We start from the raw sequence: 26,268 nt of genomic DNA, 5'->3' as shown, positions 1-26,268 counted from the left end.
CCACGGTGCATTCCGCAGCGGCTAAAAGACCAACGCGCTGCGATCAGCGCGTGACGTTCAGCGCGCCACGCGGCGGCGGTTGCGGTCCTGGACCGGCTGGTAGGCGATGCGCGCGTGATAGGCGCAATAGGGCAAGCCGGTCTTGGTGCGGCTGCCGCAATAGAAGAAGTCCGCCTTGCCCGGATCGCCCACCGGCCAGCGGCAGGTGAATTCGGTGAGGTTCAGAATGGTGCAGCGGTCGGCCATCGGCACGACATTGGCAACCGGATCGGGCATTTCGACCGGCTCGGGCTCGATCACCGGGTGCAGGACCGGGGCGAGAGCCGTGTTGCCCTGAACCATCGGGCGGGCCGCCGGGGCGCTGGTGGTCGGGCGCGGCTTGCGCGGACGGGCGGCCGGCGCGGCCACTGCCTTGGCGCGGCCCGACAGGCCGAGCCGGTGAACCTTGCCGATGACGGCGTTACGGGTGACGCCCCCGAGCTCCGCGGCGATCTGACTGGCCGAGAGGCCCTCGGACCAGAGTTTCTTGAGCAGCTCGACGCGCTCATCCGTCCAGTTCATCGCTGTGCCTCCTTCGCTCGCCGCCCAGCAGGCGGAATCCCGTGGCCTTCCGGCCGAGAACCCCGGCCGGGAAGAAACGCCGCATAACGCCACTGGGAATGCCGCCGCACGAGATGTCGTATCTGACGAGGAGAAGGCTACAATATGCGCAGACTCGCGGACAGTAGGTTCACGTCCGAAACGATCGTTTTCCCCAGTTGAGAGTCCGCGCCGCAACACTCGGGAAAGGATATGAGTCGGATCAATAACTTGAGTCGGGCGCTCTCGCCACCCCGCCGGTATTTTGATCCGCACAATCCCCGGTTTGCACCTTCCGTAGTCTAGAACGGCTCCGAAATGAACCCAGAACCGCCTCGGCTTGTTGTGCTTGCGCCGGGCGGCGCGCATGGATGGCCCGTCGTGCCCGTCCCTTGATGGAGTTTCAGATGAAGCCGCTCCTCGGCGCCCTTGCGGGTGCCGCCCTGGCCGCGTTCACGGCGGTTCCCGCTGGCGCCGCCCCGCTTGCCCCCTCCCTCCCGACACCCCAGGCCGAGATCATTCCGGTGGCACAGGGCTGCGGCCCCGGCTTCTGGCGTGGCCCATGGGGCGGGTGCCGCGACACCCCCTATCACGGTCCCCTGCCCGGCGGCGGCTTTGCCGGCCCGGCCGGCGCGCCGGTCTATTACGGCAATGGCTGCCCGCCCGGCTTCTGGCGCGGTCCCTGGGGCCATTGCCGCGACACGCCGTATCACGGCCCGCTGCCCGATGGCGGCTACCGTCCCTGATCATCCGCGCGGAGAAGCCATCATGACACGTACTGCCCCCCTCACGACCCGCCTGCTGGCGGGCGCCGCTCTGTCGCTCGCCTTCGCGCTGCCGGCGGCCGCGCAGGCAACGCCGCCGGCGGAACCGGCGATCACCATGGTCGACATCTACAGCGAGGCCGACGCCCAGGCCGCGCTCGACGCCCGGCTGATCGCGCTGAAGACGGTGATCGGCCTCAAGCCGGACCAGGAAAAGCTCTGGACGCCGGTCGAGGCCGCCCTGCGCCAGGCCGCCAAGAATGCCAATGACCGGGCGGTTGCCCGCGCCAAGGCGGAGCCGGCGCAGAACTTCCTCGACGTGCTGGAGCGCGTCGCCGACGCGGAAGCCGCGCGGGCGGCGGACCTCAAGTCCGTCATCAGCGCCGCCAAGCCGCTGGTCGCCGCGCTCAGCGAAGAGCAGAAGCGCCGGATCCCGGCCTTTCTCGGCATGACCGACATTCCCGGCAAGCCGCAGCCGACGCTGGAGCTGTGGATCTTCGAGGCCGAGCAGGAGTGAGCGAAAAGCGGGTCCGCGCGCCGGACCCGCCCTTTCCTGCCCCCTTGAGGCCGCGAGTCCCCGTCGCAATATTGACCCTCAAGGGTTCTTCTATAAAATCTGCGCTCTCGGGTGCCGCCCCCGCAAGGGCGGCACGTTTCGTTTTGGGCCTGCCCCTGTCTGATCGCTGGGGCATTTGAAGAAGAGATGGAGGGGAGTGGTGATCGACCCCGTCCTGCCGACCTATAACCGTGTGAACCTCGTATTCGAGCGGGGCGAAGGCGCCTGGCTGTTCACGCGCGACGGGCAGCGATATCTCGACTTCACCGCCGGCATCGCCGTGAATGTGCTGGGCCACGCCCACCCGCATCTCGTCGCCGCGCTCACCGAGCAGGCCGGCAAGCTCTGGCACATCTCCAACGTGTTCCGCATCGAGGGTGGCGAACGCCTCGCCCAGCGGCTCACGCAAGCGACCTTCGCCGACACCATGTTCTTCACCAATTCCGGTGCGGAAGCGCTGGAGTGCGCCATCAAGATGGCGCGCAAGTACCATTTCGCCGGTGGCCATGGTGAGCGTAACCGCATCATCGCCTTCAACGGCGCCTTCCATGGCCGCACGCTCGCGACCATCGCCGCCGCCGGCAACGCCAAATATCTCGAAGGCTTCGGCCCCGAGATGCCCGGCTTCGACCATGTGCCCTTCGGTGATCTCGACGCGGTGAAGGCCGCGATCACGCCGGAGACCGCCGGCATCCTCATCGAGCCGGTGCAGGGCGAGGGCGGCGTGCGCTCGGCCTCTTGGGGCTTCCTGCGCGAGCTGCGCGCGCTGTGCGGCGCCCATGGCATCCTGCTGATCCTCGACGAGGTGCAGTGCGGCGTCGGGCGCACCGGCCGGCTGTTCGCTCATGAATGGGCCGGCATCACGCCGGACATCATGGCGGTGGCCAAGGGCATTGGCGGAGGCTTCCCGGTCGGCGCGTGCCTCGCGACGGAAGAAGCCGCGCGCGGCATGACGGCCGGCACCCATGGCTCGACCTATGGCGGCAACCCGCTCGCCATGTCGGTCGCCAATGCGGTGCTCGACGTGGTGCTGGCCGATGGCTTCCTCGACCAGGTGCAGGACACCGCCGGGCGGCTGCGCCAGAAGCTCGCCGAGCTGAAGGACCGCCACCCGCGCGTGATCGACGAGATCCGCGGCGAGGGCCTGCTGCTGGGCATTCGCACCCATGTGCCGAACACCGACCTCATCGCCGCGCTGCGCGAAGAGGGCATGCTGGTGCCGGCGGCGAGCGACAATGTGGTCCGCCTTCTGCCCCCGCTCACCATCGGCGCGGCGGAAATCGACGCGGCCTTCACGCGGCTCGACGCCGCCTGCACGAAGATCGAAAGCGGCCTTGAGGCCGGCGCCGTGAAGGGAGCGGCAGCATGAGCGGCACGAATGGAAGCACGGCCAGCGCCGTGAAGCATTTTCTCGACCTCGACGTCCTCTCGGCCGACGAACTGCGGGCGCTGATGCGCTTCTCGCACGACCTCAAGAGCCGCCGCCGCGAGGTCGCCGCCGAGAAGCCTTTCGCCGGCAAGGTACTGGCCATGGTGTTCGACCAGCCCTCGACGCGCACGCGCATCTCCTTCGATGTCGCGATGCGCCAGCTCGGCGGCGAGACCATCATGCTCACCGGCGCGGAAATGCAGCTCGGCCGCGGCGAGACCATCGCCGACACGGCCAAGGTGCTCTCGCGCTATGTCGACGCCATCATGATCCGCATCCTCGACCACAAGGCGCTTGAGGAACTGGCGGCCCATGCCAGCGTGCCGGTCATCAACGGCCTCACCCGCGAGAGCCATCCCTGCCAGATCATGGCGGATGTGATGACCTTCGAGGAGCACAAGGGCCCGATCAGCGGGCGCACCGTCGCATGGACCGGCGACGCCAACAATGTGCTGACCTCCTGGGTCCACGCGGCCGAGCGCTTCGACTTCGCGCTCAACGTCGCGACCCCGCCCGAGCTCGCCCCGCGCCCGGCGCTGGTCGAGTGGGTGAAGAAGACCGGCGCGAAGGTGAACTTCGGCCACCAGGCCGAGGCGGCGGTGGAAGGCGCGGACTGCGTCGTCACCGACACCTGGGTGTCGATGGGCGATGCCGAGGCCGAGCGTCGGCACAATCTGCTGAAGCCGTTCCAGGTCAATGGCGCGCTGATGCGGCGCGCCGCCAAGGACGCCATCTTCATGCACTGCCTTCCCGCCCATCGCGGCGAGGAAGTCACCGACGAGGTGATGGACGGCCCGCAATCGGTGGTGTTCGACGAGGCGGAGAACCGGCTGCACGCGCAGAAGGGCATCCTCGCCTGGTGCCTCGAGGGCGCGGCCGCCTGAAGGCCCGCCCTCCGGGCCATGGCTGACTTCACCGGATCCCGGATCAGCCTCACGGCGATCCGGGATAAGCGCTGCGCACGCCCTTCTCGCGCGGGCCCTCGCGAAAATCCCACCTCGCACCCATATGGGCGGGCGACATGACAGAACATATCGACTTTCCCTCCCGCCCGCCCTCCGCCGAGGCGGTGGACGACCGCGTGACCCCCTTCCACGTCGACGGGCTCGACGTGCGCGGGCGTGTCGTGCGCCTGGGTGCGACGCTCGACGCCGTGCTCGCCCATCACGATTACCCGTCCGTGGTGAAGCGCCTGCTGGGCGAAGCCGTGGCCCTCACCGTGCTGCTCGGCTCGACGCTGAAGATCTCCGGCCGCTTCATCCTGCAGACCCGCACGGACGGGCCGGTCGACCTGCTGGTGGTGGACTTCACCGCGCCGCAGGATGTGCGCGCCTATGCCCGCTTCGACGCCGAGCGCCTCGCCGCGCTTCAGGCGGCGGGCCTCGGCATGGACAGCGGCGCGCTGCTCGGCCACGGCCATCTGGCCATGACGATCGACCAGGGCCTGAGCGTCAACCGCTATCAGGGCGTGGTGGCGCTGGAAGGCGCGGGACTGGAGGCGGCCGCGCACCAGTATTTCACCCAGTCCGAGCAGATTCCCACCCGCGTGCGCCTCGCGGTCGCCGAGGAGATGCGCCCCGGCGGGGCCGCCTCCTCCTGGCGCGCCGGTGGGCTGATGGTGCAGTTCCTGCCGACCGAGGGCGGGCGCCTGCGCCCGGTCGATCTGCATCCGGGCGACGCGCCGGAAGGCACCGAACTGCCGGAGAGAGACGACGACGATGCCTGGATGGAGGCGCAGTCGCTGGTCGCCACGCTGGAGGATATCGAGCTGGTCGACAGCGACCTCTCCAGCGAGCGGCTGCTTTATCGCCTGTTCCATGAGCGCGGCGTGCGCGTCTTCGACGCCGAGGACGTCGTCGCCAAATGCTCCTGCTCGCAGGAGCGCGTGAAGAACGTGCTCGCCAGCTTCTCCCATGAGGAGCGGGAGAGTCTGGTCGAGGACGGCCGCATCACCGTCACCTGCGAGTTCTGCGGCCGGAACTACGGCTTCACGGCGGAGGAAGTGGTGGGGCCGGACGAGACCGGCGAGGCCGCCGCGGGGAACTGACGGCAAGGCCGAGTGTTCCCCCGCGGACGCGACCTGGCGTCATCCCGGCCGGAACCCCGCGGGGTGCTGAGCCGGGATCGTCACCTCTCCCTCATGAGGCGTCATCCCGGCCGCAGGCGAAGCCGGAGAGCCGGGATCGTCTTCCGCTCCACCTTATGCGCTCAACACGGCACGCGATCCCGGATCGGCCTCCGGCCGTCCGGGATGACGGCGTATGAGGCGCCATGCCCGCCGACCTTCGCCTCCGGCCGTCCGGGATGACGTGACCCTGGAAGGCTCTACCCCACGCACTCGGCGATCAGCCCGCTGAGGAACCGCTCGCAGGCGCGCAGCTGGCTCACCTCGATGAACTCGTCGGGCTTGTGCGCCTGGTCGATGGAGCCCGGTCCGCAGATCACGGTCGGGATGCCCTGCGCCTGGAAATGACCGCCCTCCGTGCCATAGGCGACGGTGTAGGTGCGGTTCTGCCCGGCGAGGCGCAGCGCCAGAAGCTCGGCCTCCGAGCCGGTCTGCGGCGCCAGCGGCGGCACCCTGTAGATGAAATCGGTGGTGATGCTGGCCTCGGGCGCCGAGGCACGCAGCTTCGGCAGCACCGTGCCTTCCGCGAAGGCGGTGAAGCGCGCGAGCAGCGCCTCCTCGTCGAAATCGGGCAGGCCGCGCACATTCCAGCGGATGGCGCATTGGCGCGGCACGATGTTGCCGGCGGTGCCGCCCTCGATCACCGTGACCTGCAGCGTGGTGTTGGGCGGGTCGAAGCGCCCGCTGGCATCGCCGGCGGCGATCAGCTCCGCGCGGGTGCGGTCGAGTTCGCCGATCAGCTCGGCGGCGGCGAAGATCGCATTGGCGCCGAGCTGCGGCATGGAGGAATGCGCCTCGCGCCCGGTCACCGTCGTCATATAGGCGATGCCCGATTTGTGCGCGTCCACCACCCGCATCGAGGTCGGCTCGCCGACGATGCAGGCGCGGGGCAGCGGCAGATCGACGCCGAGCCGGCGCACCGCCGGAACCACGCCGGTGCAGCCGATCTCCTCGTCATAGGACACCAGAAGATGGATCGGCGTCGCCAGCTTTGCCGCCGTCATCTGCGGCACCATGGCGAGGCAGGTGGCGATGAAGCCCTTCATGTCGCAGGAGCCCCGGCCATAGACCCGGTCGTCCTTCGGCGTGAGCGTGAACGGATCGGTGGTCCAGGGCTGGCCGTCCACCGGCACCACGTCGGAATGGCCGGAGAGGCAGACGCCGCCCACGCCCTTCGGTCCGATGGTGGCGAAGAGGCTGGCCTTCTGCCCGCTCGCATCGGGAATGATGACGCTCTCCACGCCATAGGCGGCGAGGTAGTCGCGCACGAAGTCGATCAGCGCGAGGTTGGAGTTGCGGCTCGTGGTGTCGAAGGCGACGAGGTAGGCGAGCAGTTCCTCGGTCGTCGTTCGTGCGGCAAGCATAAGGCGGTCCCCGTCGCGGTCAGGTCGCCAGCATAAAGGGCTTTGCTGCACCGCCCAACTAGCGCCGCCAGAAACTCGGCAGGATCAGCACGAGAACGGTGAACAATTCCAGCCGCCCGAGCAGCATGGCGAAGGAGAGCAGCCAGATCACGCTGTCCGGCAGACCGGCGAAGTTCATCGCCGGCCCGACGATGGGCCCGAGGCCGGGGCCGGCATTGGCCAGCGCGGTGATGCTGGCGGAAAAGGCCGTGATGAGATCGAAGCCGAGAATGTTGATGGCGATGCCGATGACGAGGAAGCTCGTCAGATAAAGGAAGGCGAAGGACAGCACCGACGCCACCACATCATCGCCGATCGGCTTGCCGCCATAGCGCGCCGGAAAAACGCCGCTCGGGTAGATGATGCGCTTGAGATGCTGCACCAGCGCCGAGCCGAGAATGGCGATGCGGAAGGTCTTCATGCCGCCGGCGGTGGAGCCGGTGCAGGCGCCGAGGAACAGCACGGTGAAAAACAGCGCGTCGCTCAGTGGGCCCCAATGGGTGTAGTCCACCGCGACGAAGCCGGTGGTCGACATCAGCGACACCACCGTGAACAGCGCCTGGCGCAGCGCCGTCTCGCCCACCGCGATGCCGCCGTTCACCTGCTGGACCGTCGAGATCAGCGTGAACACCGCCACCAGCGCGAAGAACAGCCGCACCTCGGCATTGGCGAAGATGCGGCTGAAGTCACCGGCCAGCACCCGCACATAGAGCACGAAGGGCAGCGAGCCGGAGATCATGAAGACGATCGCCGCATAGTCGATGGCCGGGCTCTTGAAGAAGCCGATGGAGGCGTCGTGGGTAGAGAAGCCGCCGGTCGAGATCGTCGCCATGGCGTGCGCCACCGCGTCGAACACGCTCATGCCGAGAAAGGCATAGGTCAGCGCGCAGGCGAAGGTGAGCAGCAGGTAGCTGCCGAGAATGCCCTTGGCCATCTGCGCCGCGCGCGGCAGCACCTTCTCGGACTTGTCGGAGGATTCGGCGCGAAACAGCTGCATGCCGCCGATGCGCAGCATGGGCAGAAGCGCCATCGCCATGACGATGATGCCGATGCCGCCATACCAGTGCAGGAAGGCGCGCCAGATCAGCACGCCGGGCGGGCGGTCATCGAGACCGGAGATCACCGTCGCGCCCGTGGTGGTGAGCCCGCTCATCGCCTCGAAATAGGCGTCGGTGAAGCTCAGATCCGTCTCCGCCCACATGAACGGGACCGCGGCGAAGGCGGAGAGCACCACCCAGCTCGCCGCCGTCAGCACGAAGGCCTGGCGGATGCTGAGCCGTTCGACCTCACCGGAGCGGCCGGCGAGCCAGAGGGAGAGGCCGACAAAGGCGGTAATGACGGCGGTGGCGGCGTAGACGAGAAAATCCCGCTCCCCGGCGATGAGATCCACCAGAGCGGGGATCATCATGGTCGTGCCCAGCACGGCGAGCAGGACGCCCAGAATGGCGGCGATCGGGCGCAGGTCGATCACGAGTGGGGCAGACCGTTGCTCAAGGCGGAAGGGCTCGGCGGCGAAAGCGGGGCTGGTGGGCGGCTCGGCGACAGGTAAGCCGTCACTCTATCCGCACCATAGCCGCTTCGCCGGCCCGCCGGAAGCAGCGCCGCGCCGGGGGCACAACTCAGTTGAGCGTGCGGGCGAGACCGGGCAGGTCGAGCGAGAAGGGCGGCACGGCGGCGTCGAAGGCATCGCCGGCCTGCGTCACCATATCGTAGCTGCCTTCCATGATGCCGGTGGCGGTCGGCAGCGGCACGCCGCTCGTATATTCGAAATGACCGCCGGGCGGCAGCACCGGCTGCTCGCCGACGACCCCCGCGCCGCGCACTTCCTGCACCCGGCCGAGCGCATCGGTGATGATCCAGCGCCGGGCACGCAGCTGCACGGTCTCCACCCCGAGATTGAGGATATCCACTGTATAGGCCCAGAAATACTGGCCACGCTCCGGATCGGAACGCTCCGGGGCGAAGCGCGGCGTCACCGTTACCTGAACGCCTCTCGTCGTCGCCCGATACATGCCGATCCTCCGCTGTTGTCGTTTCTTTATGAAAGGCGGAGCCCAGGCAAGACAAGCCGCGGCCGGTCACGAATTGGTCGGCCGCGGCCTTTTGCCAGGGTATCAGACGGCGGCGAGCGCCCGGATGACATCCTCGGAGAGGTCGTCCACATGTTCGAGGCCGACCGACAGGCGCACCATGCCGTCGGAAATCCCCATCTCGGCCCGCGCCTCGGGGGAGAAGCGCTGGTGCGTCGTGGTCGCCGGGTGGGTGACGAGGCTCTTGGCGTCGCCCAGATTGTTGGAGATGCGCACCACCTTCAGCGCGTTGAGGAAGCGGAAGGCGCCGGCCTTGCCGCCCGCGACCTCGAAGGTCACCAGCGTGCCGCCACCGCGCATCTGGCGCTTGGCCAGCTCATGCTGCGGGTGATCGGCGCGGTAGGGGTAGATCACCTTGCCGATCTTGCCCTGCGCGGCCAGCCGGTCGGCCAGCGCGCCCGCCGTCGCCTGCGACCGCTCGACCCGCAGCGGCAGCGTCTCCAGCCCCTTCAGCATCACCCAGGCATTGAAGGGCGAGACGGAGGGGCCGGTCTGGCGCAGGAAGGTCTGGAGATGGTCGGTGAGGAATTTCTCCGAGCACAGCACGACGCCGGCAAGGCACCGGCCCTGCCCGTCAATGTGCTTGGTGGCGGAATAGACGACGACATCCGCGCCGAGCGTCAGCGGGCTCTGCAGCATGGGCGTGGCGAACACGTTGTCGACGATGAGGCAGGCGCCCGCCGCCTTGGAGATCGCCGCGACGCCGGCGATATCGACCAGTTCCAGCGTCGGGTTGGTCGGGCTCTCCAGGAAGAACACCTTGGTCTCCGGCCGCACCGCCGCCTGCCAGGCGGAGAGGTCCGTGCCATCGACCAGCGTGGTGGCGACGCCGAAGCGCGGCAGCAATTCCTCGATCACATAGCGGCAGGAGCCGAACAGCGCGCGGGCCGCCACCACATGGTCGCCAGCCTTGAGCTGGCACAGCAGCGAGGCGGTCACCGCCGCCATGCCGGATGCCGTGGCGCGCGCCACCTCGGCGCCTTCGAGCAGCGCGAGGCGGGTCTCGAACATAGCCGCCGTCGGGTTGGAATAGCGCGTGTAGATGAAGCCGGGATCATCGCCCTTGAAGCGCGCCTCCGCCTGCTCGGCGGTGTCGTAGACATAGCCCTGCGTCAGGTAGAGCGCCTCGGCGGTCTCGCCGAAGGGCGAGCGCAGGATGCCGCCCTGCACGAGGCGGGTATCGGGACGAAGCTGGGCGATCTCGGCGGGGGAAAGCTTGTCGTTCTGGCTCATCGGGCGGCTCCGCTATCTCTCGACAGACCGGGAACGCCCACGCGCATGCGCTGCGCGGCCCCGACCTTTTTAGCAACCTTATTTAGCGTGGCGGCAAGCCGGCCGGCTCAAATGACCACGTTCCCGGCGGGATTACTCCCGCACCCGGCTTGGCGTCAAGGGGCGCGTCCGTTAAACCGAACGGAACTTGCGCGAGGCTGGACCGCGCGCGGCAGCTGAGTGGAGCGGGCGACGTGGCGCATTCGGGTCTGATCGGCGAGGGCATCCTGCCTGGCCATGCCATCGAGGCTCTGGCCGCGCGCGGCGCCATCCACCTCGCGCGCCCGTTCGACAGCGACCAGGTCCAGCCCGCCAGCCTCGATCTGCGCCTCGGCCCGACCGCCTGGCGCATCCGCGCGAGCTTCCTGCCCGGCCCGAGCGAGACGGTGGCGGACCGGCTGGCCCGGCTCGCTTTGCACAGGCTCGACCTCACCGAGGGCGAAGTGCTGGAGACGGGCTGCGTCTATCTGGTCGAACTGGAAGAAGCGCTGGCGCTGCCCTCCGACATCGCCGCCTCGGCCAATCCGAAAAGCTCCACCGGCCGGCTCGACGTGTTCACCCGCGTCATCGCCGACCGCTCGCGCGCCTTCGACGTGGTGCCGGCCGGCTATGAGGGCAAGCTCTATCTGGAGATCAGCCCGCGCACCTTCCCCATCCTGGTGCGGCGCGGCTCGCGCCTGTCGCAGATCCGCTTCCGGCGGGGCGATGCGCGCCTCGACGAGGCCGCGCTCGCCGCCCTCAACACCGCTGACCGGCTGGTTGACAGCGCGACGCCCGACACGGCGGGCGGCGGCATCGCGGTGAGCGTCGATCTGTCCGGTGCTGGCTTTGGCGGTCTGCTCGGCTTCCGCGCCAAGCGGCACACGGCGGTGATCGACGTGGACAGGCGCGCCGCCTGCGAGGTCGAGGATTTCTGGGAGCCGCTGGTGACGCGCGGCCGGCGCGAGCTGGTGCTCGACCCCGACGCCTTCTACATCCTCGCCTCCAAGGAAGCCGTGCATGTGCCGCCGAGCCATGCCGCCGAGATGGTGCCGTTCGACCCGCTGGTCGGCGAGTTCCGCGTGCACTATGCCGGCTTCTTCGATCCCGGATTCGGCCATGACGCCGCCGGGGGCCACAACAGCCCGCATAATGGCGCGCGCGCCGTGCTGGAGGTGCGCTCGCGCGAGGTGCCGTTCATCCTGGAAGACGGCCAGATCGTCGGCCGCCTCGTCTATGAGCGCATGATCGAGCGCCCCCGCACCCTCTATGGCGAGGCTCTCGGCTCGAATTATCAGGCGCAGGGGCTGAAACTCTCCAAGCACTTCCTGCCCTGGACGCGCGACTGACGCGGGGCAGCTCCGTTATCCGGCCTTTTCATACGGCCCTCACATCCCGCCCTGCCGTACACGCCCGCACTGCCGTCATCCCGGCCCCTCGGGTCTTGCCTTCGGCAGGCCCAAGGGCAGGCTCCGCGAAGCCGGAGAGCCGGGATCGCTTGGCGCTCCTTCCGCCATGCCCGCACCGTCAGCACCGGTTCCGATACTCGTGCGAGAGTGCGGGCGCGATGGGTGCGGTGACCAGTTTTGCGCGGTGTGTCTGCTTCCTGCGATACCCAGTCCGCAATGGCGACGATGTCACCATGCCGCACGGCTTGCACTTCCCCACGCTTTGCACCCGGTGTGAGCACGACACGGGTGACGCGTTGGCGGATGGCGTCAATCGCCTCGTAGCGGTCCTGCGGATGGTCGAGGGCCTCGGTTAGCCTCTCGACCTTGCGGCGATAGAGCTCGGCGATGGTGGGATAGAGGTCCGGGACGTCGACCGGAGCCTTGGCGAGCCGCTCCTGGAGTTCGGCCTGCTTGGCCTCCAGAGCCGTCAGTCGGTCCAGCAGCGCCCGTTGGACGCGGCCCTGCTCGATGACGGCGACGATCTAGCGGATGGACGCTTCGATCTGGCTCAGCTCATGCCGGTCAGATTCGCAGGAAGTCCGACGCTCCCGGTTGAGGCGGTTGGTCTCTTCGGCGAAGGCCCGCATCGCCTCGGCCGCCTTGTCAGGCGCCATGAGCCGGTTCGTCAGGCCGTTGCCACGCGCGCGTCAAGCTTGTCTCGTGTGACGGTCCGGCTGTTGGTGCAGCCAGTGCCCATGAGGTGGCTGGTGCAGCAAGAGCGGTCCTGGCCCGGAGGACATAGGGCTGGTCACAGCATCCGCAGAACATCAGGCCGGACAACATGGTGCGCCTTCCATAGGCGCGCGGGTTCTTGTGGACAGCATAATCATACCCGCGCATGGGACATTCTGCGCACCGCTCGCCGCCCAATTTCACGTCAACCCTGATACATCTTCAATATCAAGGGCTTAGGTGCTCGATCACATGCCGACGGCTGCGCGCCCGTTGCTCGGACAAACTCAGGCAAGAGCTCTGGTTCGGAAGCCCGCACGTGCGCGTCGATGGTTGATAAATACCATCGACCCGTTATCTTTCCGGACATTGCCGAAGATGCGCGCCTGAAGACAGACCATCTCGTCGGGCCACAGGAGCGCGCAGAGCAAGTGCGCGATGAATACGAACCGGGCTTGGGGAAAGCCGGTTTCGACTTTTTGTTTCGGGGTGGGCGTCGTGGTGGCGGGATCGCATTCAAGTTTCGGTTCGCGTGATTCTGGACCTGGACGCGACCGTTTGCGCAAGACCCTGATGCGCACGTCCGCCCTCGTGCCACTCCTCGCCGTGTCGCTGTTGGCTCATCCGGCGCTCGCTAGCGGTAGCGGTGGCGAAGGTGCAGGGGGCAGCGGCGCAACGGCCGGCACGAGAGGCTTCGACAATTATCAGGCCGGTGGAACCGGCGGAGCTGGCGGCGCGGGCGGCGGAAATGGCAGCGGCGGTGGCGGCGGTGCCGGCGCTACCGGCGGGGCGGGCGGGTCAGGCGCCGGCACCGGTGGCGATGGCGGCGCCGGCGGCAGCCATACCTATGTCGGTGACGGCAGCGGCGTCGCGACGAGTCTAACCGGCGGCAATGGTAGCGACGGGACCGCGGGATCCTTTGGCGGGGGTGGCGGCGCCGGCGCTGCCGCAGCCCTCATTCTCGGCAACAACGCGGGCTTACTCGACTGGTCCGCGGCAACCTTCACACTCACGGGTGGCGCGGGTGGCGCGGGTGGCGCAGGTTCCACCGCGGATGTCGCGGGCGGAGGCGGCTCAGGAGGTGTCGGCCTTTATTTCGGTCAGGACATCACCTTCACCTCTTCAGTCAATCTGGTCATCACAGGCGGAGCCGGCGGAAGTGGCGCGAACGGCGGAATCGGCGGCTCCGGCATCGAGTTCGCGACCGGAACCACCGCGACGGCCACCATCAATGGAGCCGTCTTTGGTGGTCAGGGTGGAGCGTCATTAAAGACCAACAGCAATGCCGGTCCCGGTGGCACAGCGATTCTGGGCGCTACCCTGGACCTGACCCTCAATGCCTTTGTGACCGGCGGCGCCGGAGCCGATGCGACGGCATTGTCCCAGGGCGCCGACGGTGGCCGCGGCATTGAAGCCAACATCTTGACCGGCACAATTACAATTGATGGGGCCGTCACGGGCGGCAACGGAGGCAGCAACGCGGCAGGACCGAGCGGCTCGGGCGGCTACGGTATGTTCATCGGCGAATCCGGCAATATTGTTGTCAACGGCACTGTGACAGGCGGCAATTCGGGCGATGCCTCGACCACGAGCTATTCCTTGGGCGGCTACGGCATTCTCGCCAACAACCTTGTCATGACCATCCAGGCCGGCGCCACCGTCAAGGGCGGCGATGCAGGGACCGCTACCAACGGTGCCAGCATGGGCGGCGGCGCCGGCCTCGTGCTGGGTGGCGGTGTCTCGGACATCACCGTCCTCTCCGGGCAAATCCTCGGCGGGAACGGTACTGGCACGGCCGGCCTCGGCGGCAGGGGGCTGGAGGGCTATTTCTACGACCCCGTCAACTCCACGACCATCACTCTCGATGTCGCAGCGACGATTGCCGGCGGCCTCGATGGCAATGGCGTGCGTGCCGACGCCATCTACCTCGAAAACGGTGACAACACTCCAACCACGAACACGCTGGTCCTGCTCGGGAGCGGGGGCTCGTCGGGCTCCACCTACGCGACCATCACCGGAAATGTGGTGGCAACAACCGCAAATCAGACCGTCAACACGCTGAGATGGGGCGGCGCGGGCGGCGTCTTCGACCTCGGCCAGATCGATCTGGGCGGTAGCGTCACATCCACCTACTCCTACTCCGGCTTCACCGAATTTGCGGTGGACACGACCGGCACCTGGATCCTGACCAACGGGCCTGGAGTCACCGGCTCCTCGCCCCAGACGAACTGGACGGTCAAGAGCGGCACTCTCCAACTCGGCAGTGCCAGCACTCTTGGCACGATTCCGGGCGCCGTCACGGTGGAGAGCGGTGGCATCCTGGCGACCCCGACCAACAGCTCGCACACGGCAACCGTGGGGGGCACGATCACGGTCAATAGTGGTGGCCAGCTTTCGGTTGCTCAGACCACCAGCTCCTTCGCCCTTTCCGGACAGTCTGATCTGGTGCTGAACACGGGCAGCACGCTGAACCTGACCCTCGGCTCGTCGACGGGACTGCCGGAACTCATCGCGCTGCAGAACGGGTCTGTGACCCTCAACGGCACGCTGAACATCATAAATGGCGGCGGCATGGATGCCGGCGCCTATGTGATTGTCAGCTATGCCAACAGTCTGCTGGGCAGCGGCCTCACCATCGGCGCCGCGCCGAGCGAATTCCAGTACTCGATCGACACCAACACCTTCCCCGGGCAGGTGTTTCTGATCGTCACGGGCAATGCACTAACCGAGATCTACTGGAACGGCACCACCACCACAGGCAGTTCCGGCCCGATCGTCGGCGGCGACGGCACTTGGACGGCGGCGGCGAGCGGCGTCACCAACTGGACGAACTCATCCGGCACGACGCGTGTGGTGTCCGACCCCACCCTCACCGCCATCTTCGCCGGCACGGCGGGGACGGTGACGGTGGACGCCACGTCCGGCGCGGTCTCCGCCAAGGGGCTGAAGTTCGAGACATCGGGCTATACGATTGCCGGTGATGCGCTCACCCTCCTGAACGGCTCCACCACGCCGCAGGTCAATGTGGTCGGCTCGAGCACCACGGCTACCATCTCCGCCCCGCTGGCGGGTTCCAATGGTCTGGAGAAGATCGGCGACGGCGCGCTGGTTCTGTCCGGAGCCAACACCTATACGGGCGACACCACCCTCACGGCGGGAACGCTGACGGTTTCCGGCGCGGGCACCCTCGGCACGGGCAGCTATGCCGGTGCCCTCTCCCTCGCCTCGGGCACCACGTTCGATTACGGCTCCTCCGCCGCGCAGACGCTCTCCGGCAACATCACCGGCGCGGGCGGGCTCACCGTGTCCGGAACCGGCACGCTGACGCTCTCCGGCACCAACACCTATAGCGGCGGGACCAGCATCACGGGCGGCACGCTCGTGGCCTCGGGCGGCTCTGCCATCGGTGATTCCAGCGCGGTCACGGTGGCGACCGGGGGCACGCTGTCGGTCACGGGCAATGAGACCATCGGCTCGCTGGCGGGAGCCGGTGCCGTGTCCTTGGCGTCAAGCCAGACGCTCACGGCAGGTGGCAACAACAACTCCACCACGTTCTCCGGAATCCTCTCCGGCGACGGGGCCTTCAGCAAGGCGGGCAGCGGCACGCTAACGCTCAGCGGCGCGAACACGTTCACGGGGGCTCTCAACCTTCAGAGCGGCACCCTGCTGGTGAACACGACGGGATCGATCGCTTCTGCATCCTCCGTCAATCTCAGCGCCGGCACGCAACTGACCTTCAGCGGCAGCGGCAGCAAGAGCATCAAGGTGCTCAATGACGGGGTCGGAGGGACCGGCACCGCATTTCTGCAGCTGGGCGCGACGCAACTCACCATCGGTCTTGGGGACGGTAGCGGCACATTCTCGGGCAGTATCACCGGGAGTGGAACCCTCACCAAGGTGGGAACCGGCACGCTCACGCTGGCGGGCACGAACAGCTCCACTGGCACCTATCGGGTCTCCGGCGGCTCCCTGACCGTTTCCGGAGGAGCGGCGATCGCAGATACCGCTTTGGTCACGGTGGATTCGGGGGCCACACTGACGCTTGCGGCGTCCGAGACCATCGGCTCCCTGAGCGGCGCGGGCAGCGTCATCGCCACGGGGGGCAGCCGTGTCCTGACGGCCGGCGGGAACAATACCAGCACCACCTTCTCCGGCACACTGTCCGCGCCGGGCCAGGGTGACAGCCTCGGTCTTACCAAGGCCGGCACCGGCACCTTCACCCTGACCGGGGACAGCAGTTACAGCGGCGGCACCACCATCTCGGGTGGCACGCTCCAACTCGGCAATGGTGGGACAACGGGGTCGATCTCCGGGAACATCACCAACAATGCCGCGCTGATCTTCAACCGCTCCGACGACATTTCCTATTCCGGGACCATTTCCGGCACCGGCACCCTGCAGAAGGCTGGGGCCGGCACGCTGACGTTCGCCGGCACCAACTCAAGCACCGGGCTCACCACCGTTTCAGCCGGCACGCTGGCGCTCACGGGCGGGATGGCCGGCAATGTCACCGTCAGTTCCGGCGCCACCTTCGTCGGCACAAGCACCGGCCTCGTCGCCGGCACGCTCACCATCGAGAGCGGCGGGACGCTGGCGGCCACGAGCGGCAACCTGTTTACCGTCGGGGGGCTGTCGCTCGCGTCCGGCTCAACAATCGATTTCACCGCCGGTACTCCCCCGACCACCGCAGCGGTGAGCGTGACCGGCAACCTCGTCCTCGGTGGCACGCTGGACGTCAGCGCGGGCACCGGCTTTGCCAGCGGCACCTACCGCGTCATCACGTATGGCGGCACCCTCACCAATAACGGTCTGACGCTGGGCACCACCTCGTCGGACAGCCTGTACTATCTCGACACTGCCACCAGCGGACAGGTGAACCTGGCCGTCGCCGTGGGCCAGTGGTGGAACGGCTCGGTGACGACAGCCGGCGGTTCCTCCGTGGCTGGGGGGAACGGGACGTGGGATGTGGCGGCGGCCACCACCAACTGGACCAATGCGGCAGGCTCGAGCGCCGATGCCTGGGGGCAGGTCGGTCTAGCACTGTTCGCCGGTACGGCGGGCACCGTTACCGTCAGCGGCGCCACGGCGCCGCAAGTGGCGGGCATTCAGTTCTTGACCGACGGCTATACCGTTACTGGCGGCCAGATCACCGTCACCGCCTTCGCGCCGGGCACGGTTCCCGCCATTCTTGTGGGCACCGGGCTCACGGCCACCATCGGCTCCGACCTCTCCGGAAGCGACGGGCTGGAGAAGACCGGCGCGGGTACGCTCATCCTCACCGGCGCGGCAGGCATCACCGGCGGCACCACCATCTCCGATGGCACACTGCAGATCGGCAATGGCGGCGCCACCGGCTCCCTTTCCGGCAACATCACCAATAATGCCGCGCTGATCTTCAACCGCTCTGACGACCTCTCCTATTCCGGGACCATTACCGGAACGGGCTCCATGGAGAAGGCGGGGGCCGGGACGCTGACGTTCACCGGCACCAATTCCAGCACCGGGCCGACCACCGTGACCGCCGGCACGCTGTCGCTGACGGGCGTCGTGTCCGGCGATATCACCGTCAACGCCGGCGCCACCTTTGCCAGCACCAGCTCCGGCATCGTCAGCGGGACGCTCACCGTTGCGGACGGCGCCACACTGACCGGCGCGAGCGGCAATCTCTTCACGGCGGGCGCCCTGACGCTCGGCGCCACGTCGACGTTTGCCTTCACCGCGGGCGCGCCCACCACCACGGCCGCGGTGGGGCTGGGCGGCAGCCTGACGCTGGACGGCGTGCTCGACATCACGGCGGGCGCCGGCTTCGCCACCGGCACTTACCGCCTGATCAACTATGGCAGCACCCTCACTGATAACGGGCTCGAAGTGGGAACAGCCCCCGCGCACAGCCTCTACGCGGTGGACACGTCCACCAGCGGGCAGGTGAACCTGGTCGTCGCGGCGGGGCAGTGGTGGAACGGGAGCACGACAACCTCCGGCGGTTCCGCCGTGGTGGGTGGCTCCGGCACGTGGGACGTGGCCGCGGCCACCACCAACTGGACGAACGAGGCCGGCTCCAGCGCGGACGCCTGGGGCCAGGGTGGGCTCGCGGTGTTCGCCGGCACGGGCGGCATGGTCATCGTGAGCGGCAGCAGCTCGCCGCAAGTGGCGGGGCTGGAATTCCTGGTGAATGGCTATGAGGTGACCGGCAGCTCGATCGAGCTTGCGGCCTTTGCCGCCGGCGCGGTCCCCTCCATCCTGGTGGAAAGCGGCCTCTCGGCCACCATCAGCTCGACCCTCGCGGGCAACGCGGGCCTGAACAAGACCGGCGCCGGCACGCTGATCGTGACCGCCCCTGGCACCTATACCGGCGGAACCACCATTTCGGCGGGCACGCTCCAGATCGGCGATGGCGGCGTGAGCGGCAGCATCGGCGGCGACATCGCCAATAACGGCACGCTGGTCATCAATCGCTCGGATAGCGTCACCTTATCCGGCGTGCTGTCCGGCAGCGGCGCGCTGACACAGGCCGGTTCCGGTACGGTGATCCTCAGCGGGGACAACACCTATACGGGTGCAACTACCGTCTCTACCGGCACGCTGCAGATTGGCGATGGCGGAACCACCGGGTCGATCGCGGGCGCCATCGCCAATAGCGGGACGGTGGCGTTCAACCGCTCGGACGATGTGGTCGCCGCCGGGGCCATCACCGGCAGCGGGTCTCTCGTGCAGCAGGGCAGCGGCAAGCTGACCCTGACCGGCGCGAACAGCGCGGCCGGCGGCACCACCGTCTCCGCCGGCACGCTGGAAATCCTGAGCGGCGTTTCCCTCGCCAGCAACATCACCGTCGCCAGCGGCGCCACGTTGCAGGGCGAGACGAGCGGCACCGCCGGCGCCGCGGTCAACGGCACGGTGAGCGTGCAGGATGGCGGCACGATCCGCGCCGCGCCCACCAGCACGCCCGGCCTCTACGGCCTGTCCATGACCGCGCTGACCTTGTCGGACAGCGCCAATGTCGATGTGGTGCTTGGCGCCAATACCGGTGTCGGCGTGCTCCAGGCCACCAGCCTGACGCTGGATGGCGTGCTGAACATCAGCAACACCGGGGCTATTGCACTCGGCGTGTACCGCCTCATCGACTACACGACGATGGTCGCCGATAACGGTCTTGAGCTTGGCTCCACACCGTCGAATTATGCCTATTCCATCAGCGTGGTGCCCAACCACGTGAACCTTAACGTGCTCGATGGCGACCTGCTCTACTGGAACGGCACAACCACGACGCCGGATGGAACGATCCATGGCGGCAGTGGCACCTGGTCCTCCAGCCTCGCCGCGACCAACTGGCTGACCTCTCCGCTCAACCAGTCGGTGGCGTGGAACAGCGAGTTCGCGGCGTTTGCCGGCACGGCGGGGCAGGTGACTGTTTCCGGCACGGTTTCCGCCACCGGCATGCAGTTCATGGTGGACGGCTATTCGCTCACCTCCGGCACGATTACGCTCGCCGCCGCCAGCGGCCAGACGCAGATCCGGGTGGGCGACGGCAGCGCCGATGGGGCCAGCTATGTGGCGACCATCGGTTCGGTGCTCGAGGGCACCACCGGCCTCGAGAAGACGGACCTCGGCACCCTGGTCCTGACGGCGACCAATACCTATACGGGCGATACCACCGTCTCGGCCGGCACGCTGCAGATCGGCGATGGCGGCAGCACCGGCAGCATTCTCGGCGATGTGGCGGTGGCCTCGGGTGCAACGCTCGCCTTCAACCGCACGGACAGCCTTACCTTCAGCGGGGTCATTTCCGGTGACGGCGACCTCACCCAGGCGGGCTCGGGCACGCTTATCCTGACGGGGACCAGCAGCTTCACGGGCACCACGACGATTGCGGCGGGCACGCTCCAACTGGGTGACGGCGGCACCTCCGGCGCGCTGGCCGGCCCCATCCTGAACAATGCCGCGCTGGTCTTCGATCGGTCCGACAACCTCACCTATGCCGACGCCATTTCCGGCACGGGCACGCTGACCAAGCAGGGCGCGGGCACCCTGACGCTCACGGGAACCAACAGCTTCACCGGGGCGACCACGGTCTCTGCCGGAACGCTGGCCATCAGCGGCGGCGCCTCGCTGGCCGATGGCGCGCGCCTGACCGTCGGCGCGGGCGCGACCCTGTCGCTCGACGATGCAGATGAGACTGTCGGCTCCCTCGCCGGCGCGGGCACTGTCGCGCTGGGCAGCCACACCCTCACCGCGGGTGGCGACGGCACCAGTTCCAGCTTCTCCGGCACGCTCTCCGGCACGGGGGGCCTGACCAAGACGGGCGCTGGCACGCTTACCTTGAGCGGGACCAACACCTCTACGGGCACGACCACGGTCTCCGCCGGGACGCTGGTGGCGCAGGGCAATGCCGCGCTGGCGGACTTCAGCGCCATATCGGTGGCGAGCGGAGCGACCCTCGACCTCCAGATGACCGGCACCAAGGAACTCGGCGCGATCAGCGGCGGCGGCACCGTGCAGATGAACGCGGCGACGCTGTCCGTGGGCGCTGACAACAGCTCCGGTACCTTCTCGGGTATCCTGTCCGGAACTGGCGGCCTCACCAAGGTCGGCTCCGGCACGCTCACCCTGAGCGGTGAGAACACCTATACGGGCACGACCACCCTCAGCGGCGGCACGGTCGCCCTCACCGGCAGCGTGGCGGGCGACGTCTCGGTGGGGGATGGCGCGAGCCTTTCCGGTACGGGCAGCGTGGCGCAGACCGTCCACCTGCTCTATGGCGGCACGCTGGAGGGCGGACAGCCCACGGGCCTGACCATGGGCGGGCTCGATATGCAGTCGGGGTCAAACCTGAACGTCACGCTCGGCGCCCCCTCCGGCAGCGGCGTGTTCACGGTGAACGGCAATGTGACGCTGGACGGCACGCTGAACGTGACCCAGGCCCCGAGCTTCGGCGCCGGCATCTATCGCCTCGCCAGTTACACCGGCAGCCTGACCGACAACGGGCTCGATGTGGCCTCCCTTTCGGATGGCCTGCTCGGCGGCGTGCAGACCTCTGTGGCGGGACAGGTGAACCTGGTGGTCGAGACCACGGGCAGCCCCACCCTGTTCTGGAACGGCCCCTACACCACCGCCACCCAGACCGTGGAAGGCGGCACCGGCACATGGACGGCGGCCAGCCAGACCAACTGGACCAATGCCTCCGGCACCATAGCGCAGGACTGGAACGGCAATTTCGCCGTGTTCCAGGGCATTTCGGGCACTGTCACGGTGGACGCCAGCAACGGGGCGGTCACCGCCAGCGGCATGCAGTTCGTGGACAGCGGCTATCTGGTGACGGGCGCCGCGATCACGCTCACCGGCACGGGCCGCGCGACGATCCGCGTGGGCGACGGCACCGAGGCGGGCGCCGCCACGGAAGCGACCATCGAAAGCGTCCTCGCCGGCTCCGCGGGCTTTGAGAAGACGGATCTCGGAACGCTGATCCTGTCGGGAGCCAACACCTATACGGGCGGCACCACCATTTCCGGCGGTACGCTCCAGATCGGCGCGGGCGGCGCGTCGGGCGCGATCCTGGGCGATGTGGTGAACAACGCCGCGCTCGTTTTCAACCGGTCGGACACGACGAGTTTCGACGGCGTGATCTCGGGCACCGGCTCGGTCACGCAGCTGGGTAGCGGTGAACTCGCCCTGACGGGCGTGAACACCTATTCCGGCGGGACCACCGTAGGCGCGGGCACGCTGCGCATCGCATCCGGGCAGGCGCTGGGTACGGGCGCCGTGACCATCGACCGGGGCGCCACCCTGCGCGCGAGCGGCAGCTTCACCCTCGCCAACAATGTGCTGCTCGCCGACGTGGTGTCCGCGCCCTCCGATGCGGCCATCGCGGTGGATGCGGCCGAGACGCTCATTCTCTCGGGCGTGATCTCCGGTGGCGGCAATCTGGACAAGACCGGCACCGGAACGCTCATCCTGACTGGCACGAACACCTATACGGGAACGACCAGCATAACGGCGGGCACGCTCCAGATCGGCGATGGCGGGACGACTGGCTCCATCATCGGCAACATCGTCAACGACGGTATCCTGGTGTTCAACCGGTCCGACAGTTACGCGTTCACGGGAAGCATCACCGGCTCGGGTGCGGTGATCTTCGCCGGGGGCACGGTGGAGTTCTCGGCGCCCTATACCGGGGCGGTCGCGGTGGACGGCAGCACCGTCGAGTTGAGCTCGGGCACAACCACCACCTCGCCCTTCACGGTCAATAGCGGCGGCGTTCTGAGCGGCACGGCGACCATTGGCGGGCTCACGGTCAATAGCGGGGGCACGGCGGCGCCGGGCTATTCACCGGGCACGCTCACGGTGAACGGAACCGTCGCTTTCAATGCGGGGTCCGTCTACGCGGTGGACCTGACGCCGGAAGGCGCCCACGACCTCATCGTCGCCACCGGCGATGTGACCGTGTCCTCCGGGGCCAGCGTCGTCGTGAATGCGACCGAGGGCAGCTATGCCCGTAGCGGGCAGGTGACGATCCTGAGCACGGCGGGAACGCTGACGGGCACGTTTGGAAGTGTGACCTCCAATTATGCCTTCCTGACGCCGTCCCTCACTTATGATGCGCAGAACGTCTATCTGAGCTTCGTCTATAACGGCATGCAGCTGGTGGACTATGCGCAGACCGCCAACGAGATCAATGTGGCGGTGGCGGCGCAGCAACTGAGCGATACCAATCCGGTGCTCGAGGCCCTCTATGGCCTCACGGATTCGCAGGTGGCGCCGGCGCTGAACCAGCTCTCGGGCGAGATCTATCCCTCGGTGAGCACGGTCATCCAGCAGGAGAGCATCTATCTGCGCGATGCCGTGGGTGCGCGGTTGCGCCAGTCCGCGACGGATGACGAGACTGGCGCCCTCTCCTATGCGGCGAAGGCCGCCGGGCCGGCCACGGCGGCCCTTGGCAAGGATCTCACCCCGATCCTGTGGGCACAGGGCTACGGGGCTTGGGGCGATGCCTACGGTGATGGCAATGCCTCGACCATCTCCTCGTCCATGGGCGGCTTCCTGGCCGGTGTCGACGCGGACATTGGCGGCAATGTGCGGGCGGGCATTGTGGCGGGCTTCAGCGAGACCCAGTTCGATGTCGATGCGGCCTCGTCCTTCGGCTCGATGGATAGCTACGATGTGGGCGTCTATCTCGGTGGCCAGTTCGGCGCGCTCGGGCTGCGAGGCGGCGCATCCTATAGCTGGCACGACATCGACGTGACGCGCACCGTCGCCTTCACCGGCTTCTCTGGAACGGAGAGCGGAAGCTACACACTGGGCACGACACAGGTGTTCGGCGAGGCCAGCTACCGGCTGGCTTTCGGGGCCTATGAGTTCGAGCCCTTTGCGGGTCTGGCTTATGTCAACGTCTCCAGCGGCTCGACCAATGAGAGCGGCACCAATGGAGCGGGTCTGGCGATCAATGTGGAGAGCATGAGCACGCTCTACACAACGCTGGGCGCGCGGGTGGCGACAAGCTTCCTTATGGGCGGGCGCGCCCTCACCCCGAGCGTGACCCTGGGCTGGCAGCATGCTTTTGGCGACACGACCCCCACCGCCAACATGCGCTTCCTGGATGGCGCGACGCTCTTCACCACGCAGGGCGTTCCTCTCGCCGAGGATACCTTCGTGGTGGGAGCAGGGATTGCCTATGCTCTCTCGGACCTCGCCTCCATCCAGGTGAACTATTCCGGGCAGCTTGCCTCGCAGGCCAGCCAGAACGCCTTCTGGGCGCAGTTCTCCCTCAGGTTCTGAGGCGGACCAGCTGGAGCTGCGCGCCGCCTGGATCGGCGGGTCTGGACGCAATAGGGGCGGCAACGACTACGTCGCGCCGCGTTCATTGGGAAATCCGGAGCTGGCGGCAGAAGCCGCGCCCGGCGACGCCCGGCGGGCGATCCGCGGCATGCAACCGGAAACCGAGCGGCGTCCCGAACCGACCCTGCGCGCGCCAGACGGATGATGATGTCTCGATCGCCGGCCAGAAGCGGAAGGACGAGGCGTATTGCCCTGCGCGCGGCTATCGGCTGGTCGAGACCTATGTGGGGCCGGCCGCATCGGCCGCTTCTTCGGTGATCATACCAAGCTGGAGTTTTACGTCCGCAAGCTGGCGAAGAACGGCGTCAAACTGGTCTCGATCACGCGGGAATGGACGACGCCCGCATGCATGCCATGAGGCGGCAGAACATGGCCCTGATCGGCGAATACTAGTCGACGCCGTCCGAACCGGCTGCATCTCCCGGGAGTCGACCGGCCTCAGATCTCGCTCAGAAGGGTGTGTCGGCATCGGTTAACACCTGCCCGGGGATGACGGCGTGAAGGCGCTGACCGCGTGAAGAATGCGGCACGCGATCCCGGATCGGCCTTTGGCCGTCCGGGATGACGAGGTAGAGGGCTCTTGCTGTGACCGCGCGAGAGGTGGGACGTCGCCGCCCTCGCGAAGCTCTGAGGCTCACCCCAGCGGCGGGTCGCGACCTTCCACGAAAGCGCGGATGAGGTGGTGGGCGATCGCCATGGCCGGCGGGGCGGTGAGGCCGTCCGGATGGGTGCGGGTCAGCAGCTGCGCGGCCTCATCGCGGTGGAACCAGCGCGCGGCTTCCAGCTCGTTCGGATCGATGGTGATCTCGCGCGACAGGGCCTGCGCGTGCATGCCGATCATCACCGACATCGGGAAGGGCCAGGGCTGGGAGGCGAGATAGCGCACCGCGCGGGTGTGGATGCCCGCTTCCTCCAGCGTCTCACGCTGCACCGCCTGCTCGAAGGTCTCGCCCGGCTCGACAAAGCCGGCGAGGCAGGACCACATGCCCGGCGCGAAGCGGGCGGAGCGGCCGAGCAGGCACGCGTCGCCATCCACCACCAGCATGATGACCACCGGGTCGGTGCGCGGAAAGTGCTGCGCGCCGCAATTCGGGCATTCGCGCCGCCAGCCGCCCTCGACCACATCGAGCGTATGGCCGCAATTGGAACAGAAGGTCCGCCGCGCGTGCCAGGCCAGCATCGACTTGGCGCAGGCAAGCTCCCCAAGCTGCTCCTGCGAGACGAGATCCTGCACCGCGATGCTGCGCAGATCGGTCACCAGGAGATCGTCGCGCGTGGTGAGCTGGTCGAGCGCCGCCGGGTGCAGCGGCAGCACGAAATGCGGCACGTCATCGGCAAGACCCAGCAGGCACGCCTCGCTCAGCCTGCCGCCGAGCGAGATGGCGTGGCTGATGCCGAACAGCGCGTCATAAGCGCCTGCGCCTTCCCCCGCCTCGGGGCGGCGCCGGAGCACGATGCTCTCGCCGGAGATCAGGCACACCCGGCTGCGCTCGTCGCGCAACAGGGTCGGCGCCTCGCTGCGCCGCTCGCTGGCGCGGTTGAGCCGGTTGCCGACATAGCCGAGATGCGGCCAGAGGCCGAGACTGTGCGTCGCCATCAGGCACACCCCAATTCGCGGCGCAGCCGGCCGGCCAGCACCATGGCCTGCGGCGCCGCATAGTCCTTGCGCTGCCCCACGCCCCAGACCGGGCCGGGCCAGGCGGCGTCCGAGGTGAAGCGGGCGATCACATGGATGTGGAGCTGGCGCACCATATTGCCGAGCGCCGCGACATTCAGCTTGTCGCAGCCGGTCGCCGCCTTCAGCACCCGGCTCGCCGCGTCGATCTCCGTGGTGAGCTGGGCCCGCGCCGCGTCGTCGAGGTCGATCAGCTCGGCAAGGTCCGGCTGGCGCGGCACGAGGATCAGCCAGGGAAAGCGCGCATCATTCATCAGCCGCACGGTACAAAGGCTGAGATCGCCGACCGGAAACGTGTCGGCCTCCAGCCGTGGATCAAGCCCGAACCCGGATGCCTCGCTCATGCCCTGCCCTCATCCGCTCGCTCTGGCGAGCCCTGCCGGCGCACGCCCGAGCCGGCCGGGGAGCTATAGCCGCGCCGGCCGGGCGATGCCACGGCGAAAG

16 protein-coding genes and 1 riboswitch are annotated in these 26,268 nt (G+C 67.9%); of the genes, 8 read left to right on the top strand and 8 right to left on the bottom strand.

The features are described 5' to 3' along the window. Positions 1 to 57: 57 nt before the first annotated feature. On the bottom strand, positions 58 to 561 hold the full coding sequence (locus tag AncyloWKF20_RS19950) for a GcrA family cell cycle regulator (RefSeq protein ID WP_279315686.1): 504 nt from the start codon (positions 559 to 561) through the stop codon (positions 58 to 60). Positions 562 to 986: 425 nt separating this feature from the next. Here AncyloWKF20_RS19950 and AncyloWKF20_RS19945 point away from each other — a divergent pair, with 425 nt between their 5' ends. The 5 genes from AncyloWKF20_RS19945 (at position 987) to AncyloWKF20_RS19925 (ending at position 5,375) form a co-directional block, all read left to right on the top strand. Continuing rightward, a complete protein-coding gene (locus AncyloWKF20_RS19945) occupies positions 987 to 1,325 on the top strand; it encodes a hypothetical protein (RefSeq protein ID WP_279315685.1) in 339 nt (112 codons plus the stop codon). Between the two features lie 22 nt (positions 1,326 to 1,347). Next, positions 1,348 to 1,860 (top strand): Spy/CpxP family protein refolding chaperone, encoded by a 513-nt coding sequence (locus tag AncyloWKF20_RS19940; RefSeq protein ID WP_279315684.1) that lies wholly within the window; start codon positions 1,348 to 1,350, stop codon positions 1,858 to 1,860. A 199-nt stretch (positions 1,861 to 2,059) separates the two neighbouring features. Continuing rightward, positions 2,060 to 3,268, top strand: coding sequence for an aspartate aminotransferase family protein (locus AncyloWKF20_RS19935; protein ID WP_279315683.1), 1,209 nt, complete (start codon positions 2,060 to 2,062; stop codon positions 3,266 to 3,268). Then, complete coding sequence (argF, locus tag AncyloWKF20_RS19930) at positions 3,265 to 4,212, top strand: ornithine carbamoyltransferase (RefSeq protein ID WP_279315682.1); 948 nt, start codon at positions 3,265 to 3,267, stop codon at positions 4,210 to 4,212. Before AncyloWKF20_RS19935 ends, argF begins: the two co-directional genes overlap by 4 nt. A 137-nt stretch (positions 4,213 to 4,349) precedes the next feature. Next, positions 4,350 to 5,375: an Hsp33 family molecular chaperone gene (locus tag AncyloWKF20_RS19925; RefSeq protein ID WP_279315681.1), complete on the top strand. Its 1,026-nt coding sequence runs from the start codon at positions 4,350 to 4,352 to the stop codon at positions 5,373 to 5,375. 278 nt (positions 5,376 to 5,653) lie between these two features. Here AncyloWKF20_RS19925 and argE read toward each other — a convergent pair whose 3' ends face one another. The 4 genes from argE to AncyloWKF20_RS19905 form a co-directional block, all read right to left on the bottom strand. Continuing rightward, complete coding sequence (gene argE / locus AncyloWKF20_RS19920) at positions 5,654 to 6,817, bottom strand: acetylornithine deacetylase (protein ID WP_279315680.1); 1,164 nt, start codon at positions 6,815 to 6,817, stop codon at positions 5,654 to 5,656. 58 nt (positions 6,818 to 6,875) lie between these two features. Next, positions 6,876 to 8,327: a TrkH family potassium uptake protein gene (locus tag AncyloWKF20_RS19915; protein WP_279315679.1), complete on the bottom strand. Its 1,452-nt coding sequence runs from the start codon at positions 8,325 to 8,327 to the stop codon at positions 6,876 to 6,878. A gap of 148 nt (positions 8,328 to 8,475) precedes the next feature. Beyond that, positions 8,476 to 8,868 (bottom strand): Co2+/Mg2+ efflux protein ApaG, encoded by a 393-nt coding sequence (gene apaG, locus AncyloWKF20_RS19910; RefSeq protein ID WP_279315678.1) that lies wholly within the window; start codon positions 8,866 to 8,868, stop codon positions 8,476 to 8,478. Positions 8,869 to 8,970: 102 nt separating this feature from the next. Continuing rightward, positions 8,971 to 10,179, bottom strand: coding sequence for an O-succinylhomoserine sulfhydrylase (locus AncyloWKF20_RS19905; RefSeq protein WP_279315677.1), 1,209 nt, complete (start codon positions 10,177 to 10,179; stop codon positions 8,971 to 8,973). Positions 10,180 to 10,227: 48 nt separating this feature from the next. Next, positions 10,228 to 10,308: riboswitch (SAM riboswitch) on the bottom strand. A 104-nt stretch (positions 10,309 to 10,412) separates the two neighbouring features. On the opposite strand from AncyloWKF20_RS19905, the gene AncyloWKF20_RS19900 reads away from it, so the two are divergent. After that, entirely contained in the window at positions 10,413 to 11,546 is a 1,134-nt protein-coding gene (locus AncyloWKF20_RS19900; RefSeq protein ID WP_279315676.1) for a 2'-deoxycytidine 5'-triphosphate deaminase, read from the top strand. A 584-nt stretch (positions 11,547 to 12,130) separates the two neighbouring features. Here AncyloWKF20_RS19900 and AncyloWKF20_RS19895 read toward each other — a convergent pair. Then, the gene (locus AncyloWKF20_RS19895; protein ID WP_279315675.1) at positions 12,131 to 12,262 is read right to left on the bottom strand and encodes a hypothetical protein; all 132 of its coding nucleotides are present in this window, start codon (positions 12,260 to 12,262) and stop codon (positions 12,131 to 12,133) included. A gap of 387 nt (positions 12,263 to 12,649) precedes the next feature. Between AncyloWKF20_RS19895 and AncyloWKF20_RS19890 the strand changes: the two genes are divergently transcribed. After that, positions 12,650 to 12,856 carry a hypothetical protein gene (locus AncyloWKF20_RS19890; protein ID WP_279315674.1) on the top strand — a complete coding sequence of 69 codons (207 nt, stop codon included), beginning with the start codon at positions 12,650 to 12,652 and terminating at the stop codon, positions 12,854 to 12,856. Positions 12,857 to 12,893: 37 nt separating this feature from the next. Then, positions 12,894 to 24,089, top strand: coding sequence for an autotransporter-associated beta strand repeat-containing protein (locus tag AncyloWKF20_RS19885; protein WP_279315673.1), 11,196 nt, complete (start codon positions 12,894 to 12,896; stop codon positions 24,087 to 24,089). 694 nt (positions 24,090 to 24,783) lie between these two features. On the opposite strand, the gene nudC is transcribed toward AncyloWKF20_RS19885, so the two are convergent. Both nudC and AncyloWKF20_RS19875 read right to left on the bottom strand, forming a co-directional pair. Beyond that, positions 24,784 to 25,746 carry an NAD(+) diphosphatase gene (nudC, locus tag AncyloWKF20_RS19880; RefSeq protein ID WP_279315672.1) on the bottom strand — a complete coding sequence of 321 codons (963 nt, stop codon included), beginning with the start codon at positions 25,744 to 25,746 and terminating at the stop codon, positions 24,784 to 24,786. Continuing rightward, entirely contained in the window at positions 25,746 to 26,168 is a 423-nt protein-coding gene (locus tag AncyloWKF20_RS19875) for an HIT domain-containing protein (RefSeq protein WP_279315671.1), read from the bottom strand. Before AncyloWKF20_RS19875 ends, nudC begins: the two co-directional genes overlap by 1 nt. Positions 26,169 to 26,268: the final 100 nt, after the last annotated feature.

Source organism: Ancylobacter sp. WKF20 (genome assembly GCF_029760895.1).
Taxonomy (GTDB): domain Bacteria; phylum Pseudomonadota; class Alphaproteobacteria; order Rhizobiales; family Xanthobacteraceae; genus Ancylobacter.
The sequence above is the reverse complement of the archived record's forward strand: the minus strand, read 5'-3'. Positions and strand labels throughout refer to the sequence as shown.

What these genes read in the sequence shown, in the direction of transcription:
- AncyloWKF20_RS19950 (WP_279315686.1), bottom strand. Translation starts at nt 561, where the DNA reads ATGAACTGGACGGATGAGCGCGTCGAGCTGCTCAAGAAACTCTGGTCC.
- AncyloWKF20_RS19945 (WP_279315685.1), top strand. Translation starts at nt 987, where the DNA reads ATGAAGCCGCTCCTCGGCGCCCTTGCGGGTGCCGCCCTGGCCGCGTTC.
- AncyloWKF20_RS19940 (WP_279315684.1), top strand. Translation starts at nt 1,348, where the DNA reads ATGACACGTACTGCCCCCCTCACGACCCGCCTGCTGGCGGGCGCCGCT.
- argF (WP_279315682.1), top strand. Translation starts at nt 3,265, where the DNA reads ATGAGCGGCACGAATGGAAGCACGGCCAGCGCCGTGAAGCATTTTCTC.
- AncyloWKF20_RS19925 (WP_279315681.1), top strand. Translation starts at nt 4,350, where the DNA reads ATGACAGAACATATCGACTTTCCCTCCCGCCCGCCCTCCGCCGAGGCG.
- argE (WP_279315680.1), bottom strand. Translation starts at nt 6,817, where the DNA reads ATGCTTGCCGCACGAACGACGACCGAGGAACTGCTCGCCTACCTCGTC.
- apaG (WP_279315678.1), bottom strand. Translation starts at nt 8,868, where the DNA reads ATGTATCGGGCGACGACGAGAGGCGTTCAGGTAACGGTGACGCCGCGC.
- AncyloWKF20_RS19905 (WP_279315677.1), bottom strand. Translation starts at nt 10,179, where the DNA reads ATGAGCCAGAACGACAAGCTTTCCCCCGCCGAGATCGCCCAGCTTCGT.
- AncyloWKF20_RS19895 (WP_279315675.1), bottom strand. Translation starts at nt 12,262, where the DNA reads ATGGCGCCTGACAAGGCGGCCGAGGCGATGCGGGCCTTCGCCGAAGAG.
- AncyloWKF20_RS19890 (WP_279315674.1), top strand. Translation starts at nt 12,650, where the DNA reads ATGGTTGATAAATACCATCGACCCGTTATCTTTCCGGACATTGCCGAA.
- AncyloWKF20_RS19885 (WP_279315673.1), top strand. Translation starts at nt 12,894, where the DNA reads ATGCGCACGTCCGCCCTCGTGCCACTCCTCGCCGTGTCGCTGTTGGCT.
- nudC (WP_279315672.1), bottom strand. Translation starts at nt 25,746, where the DNA reads ATGGCGACGCACAGTCTCGGCCTCTGGCCGCATCTCGGCTATGTCGGC.
- AncyloWKF20_RS19875 (WP_279315671.1), bottom strand. Translation starts at nt 26,168, where the DNA reads ATGAGCGAGGCATCCGGGTTCGGGCTTGATCCACGGCTGGAGGCCGAC.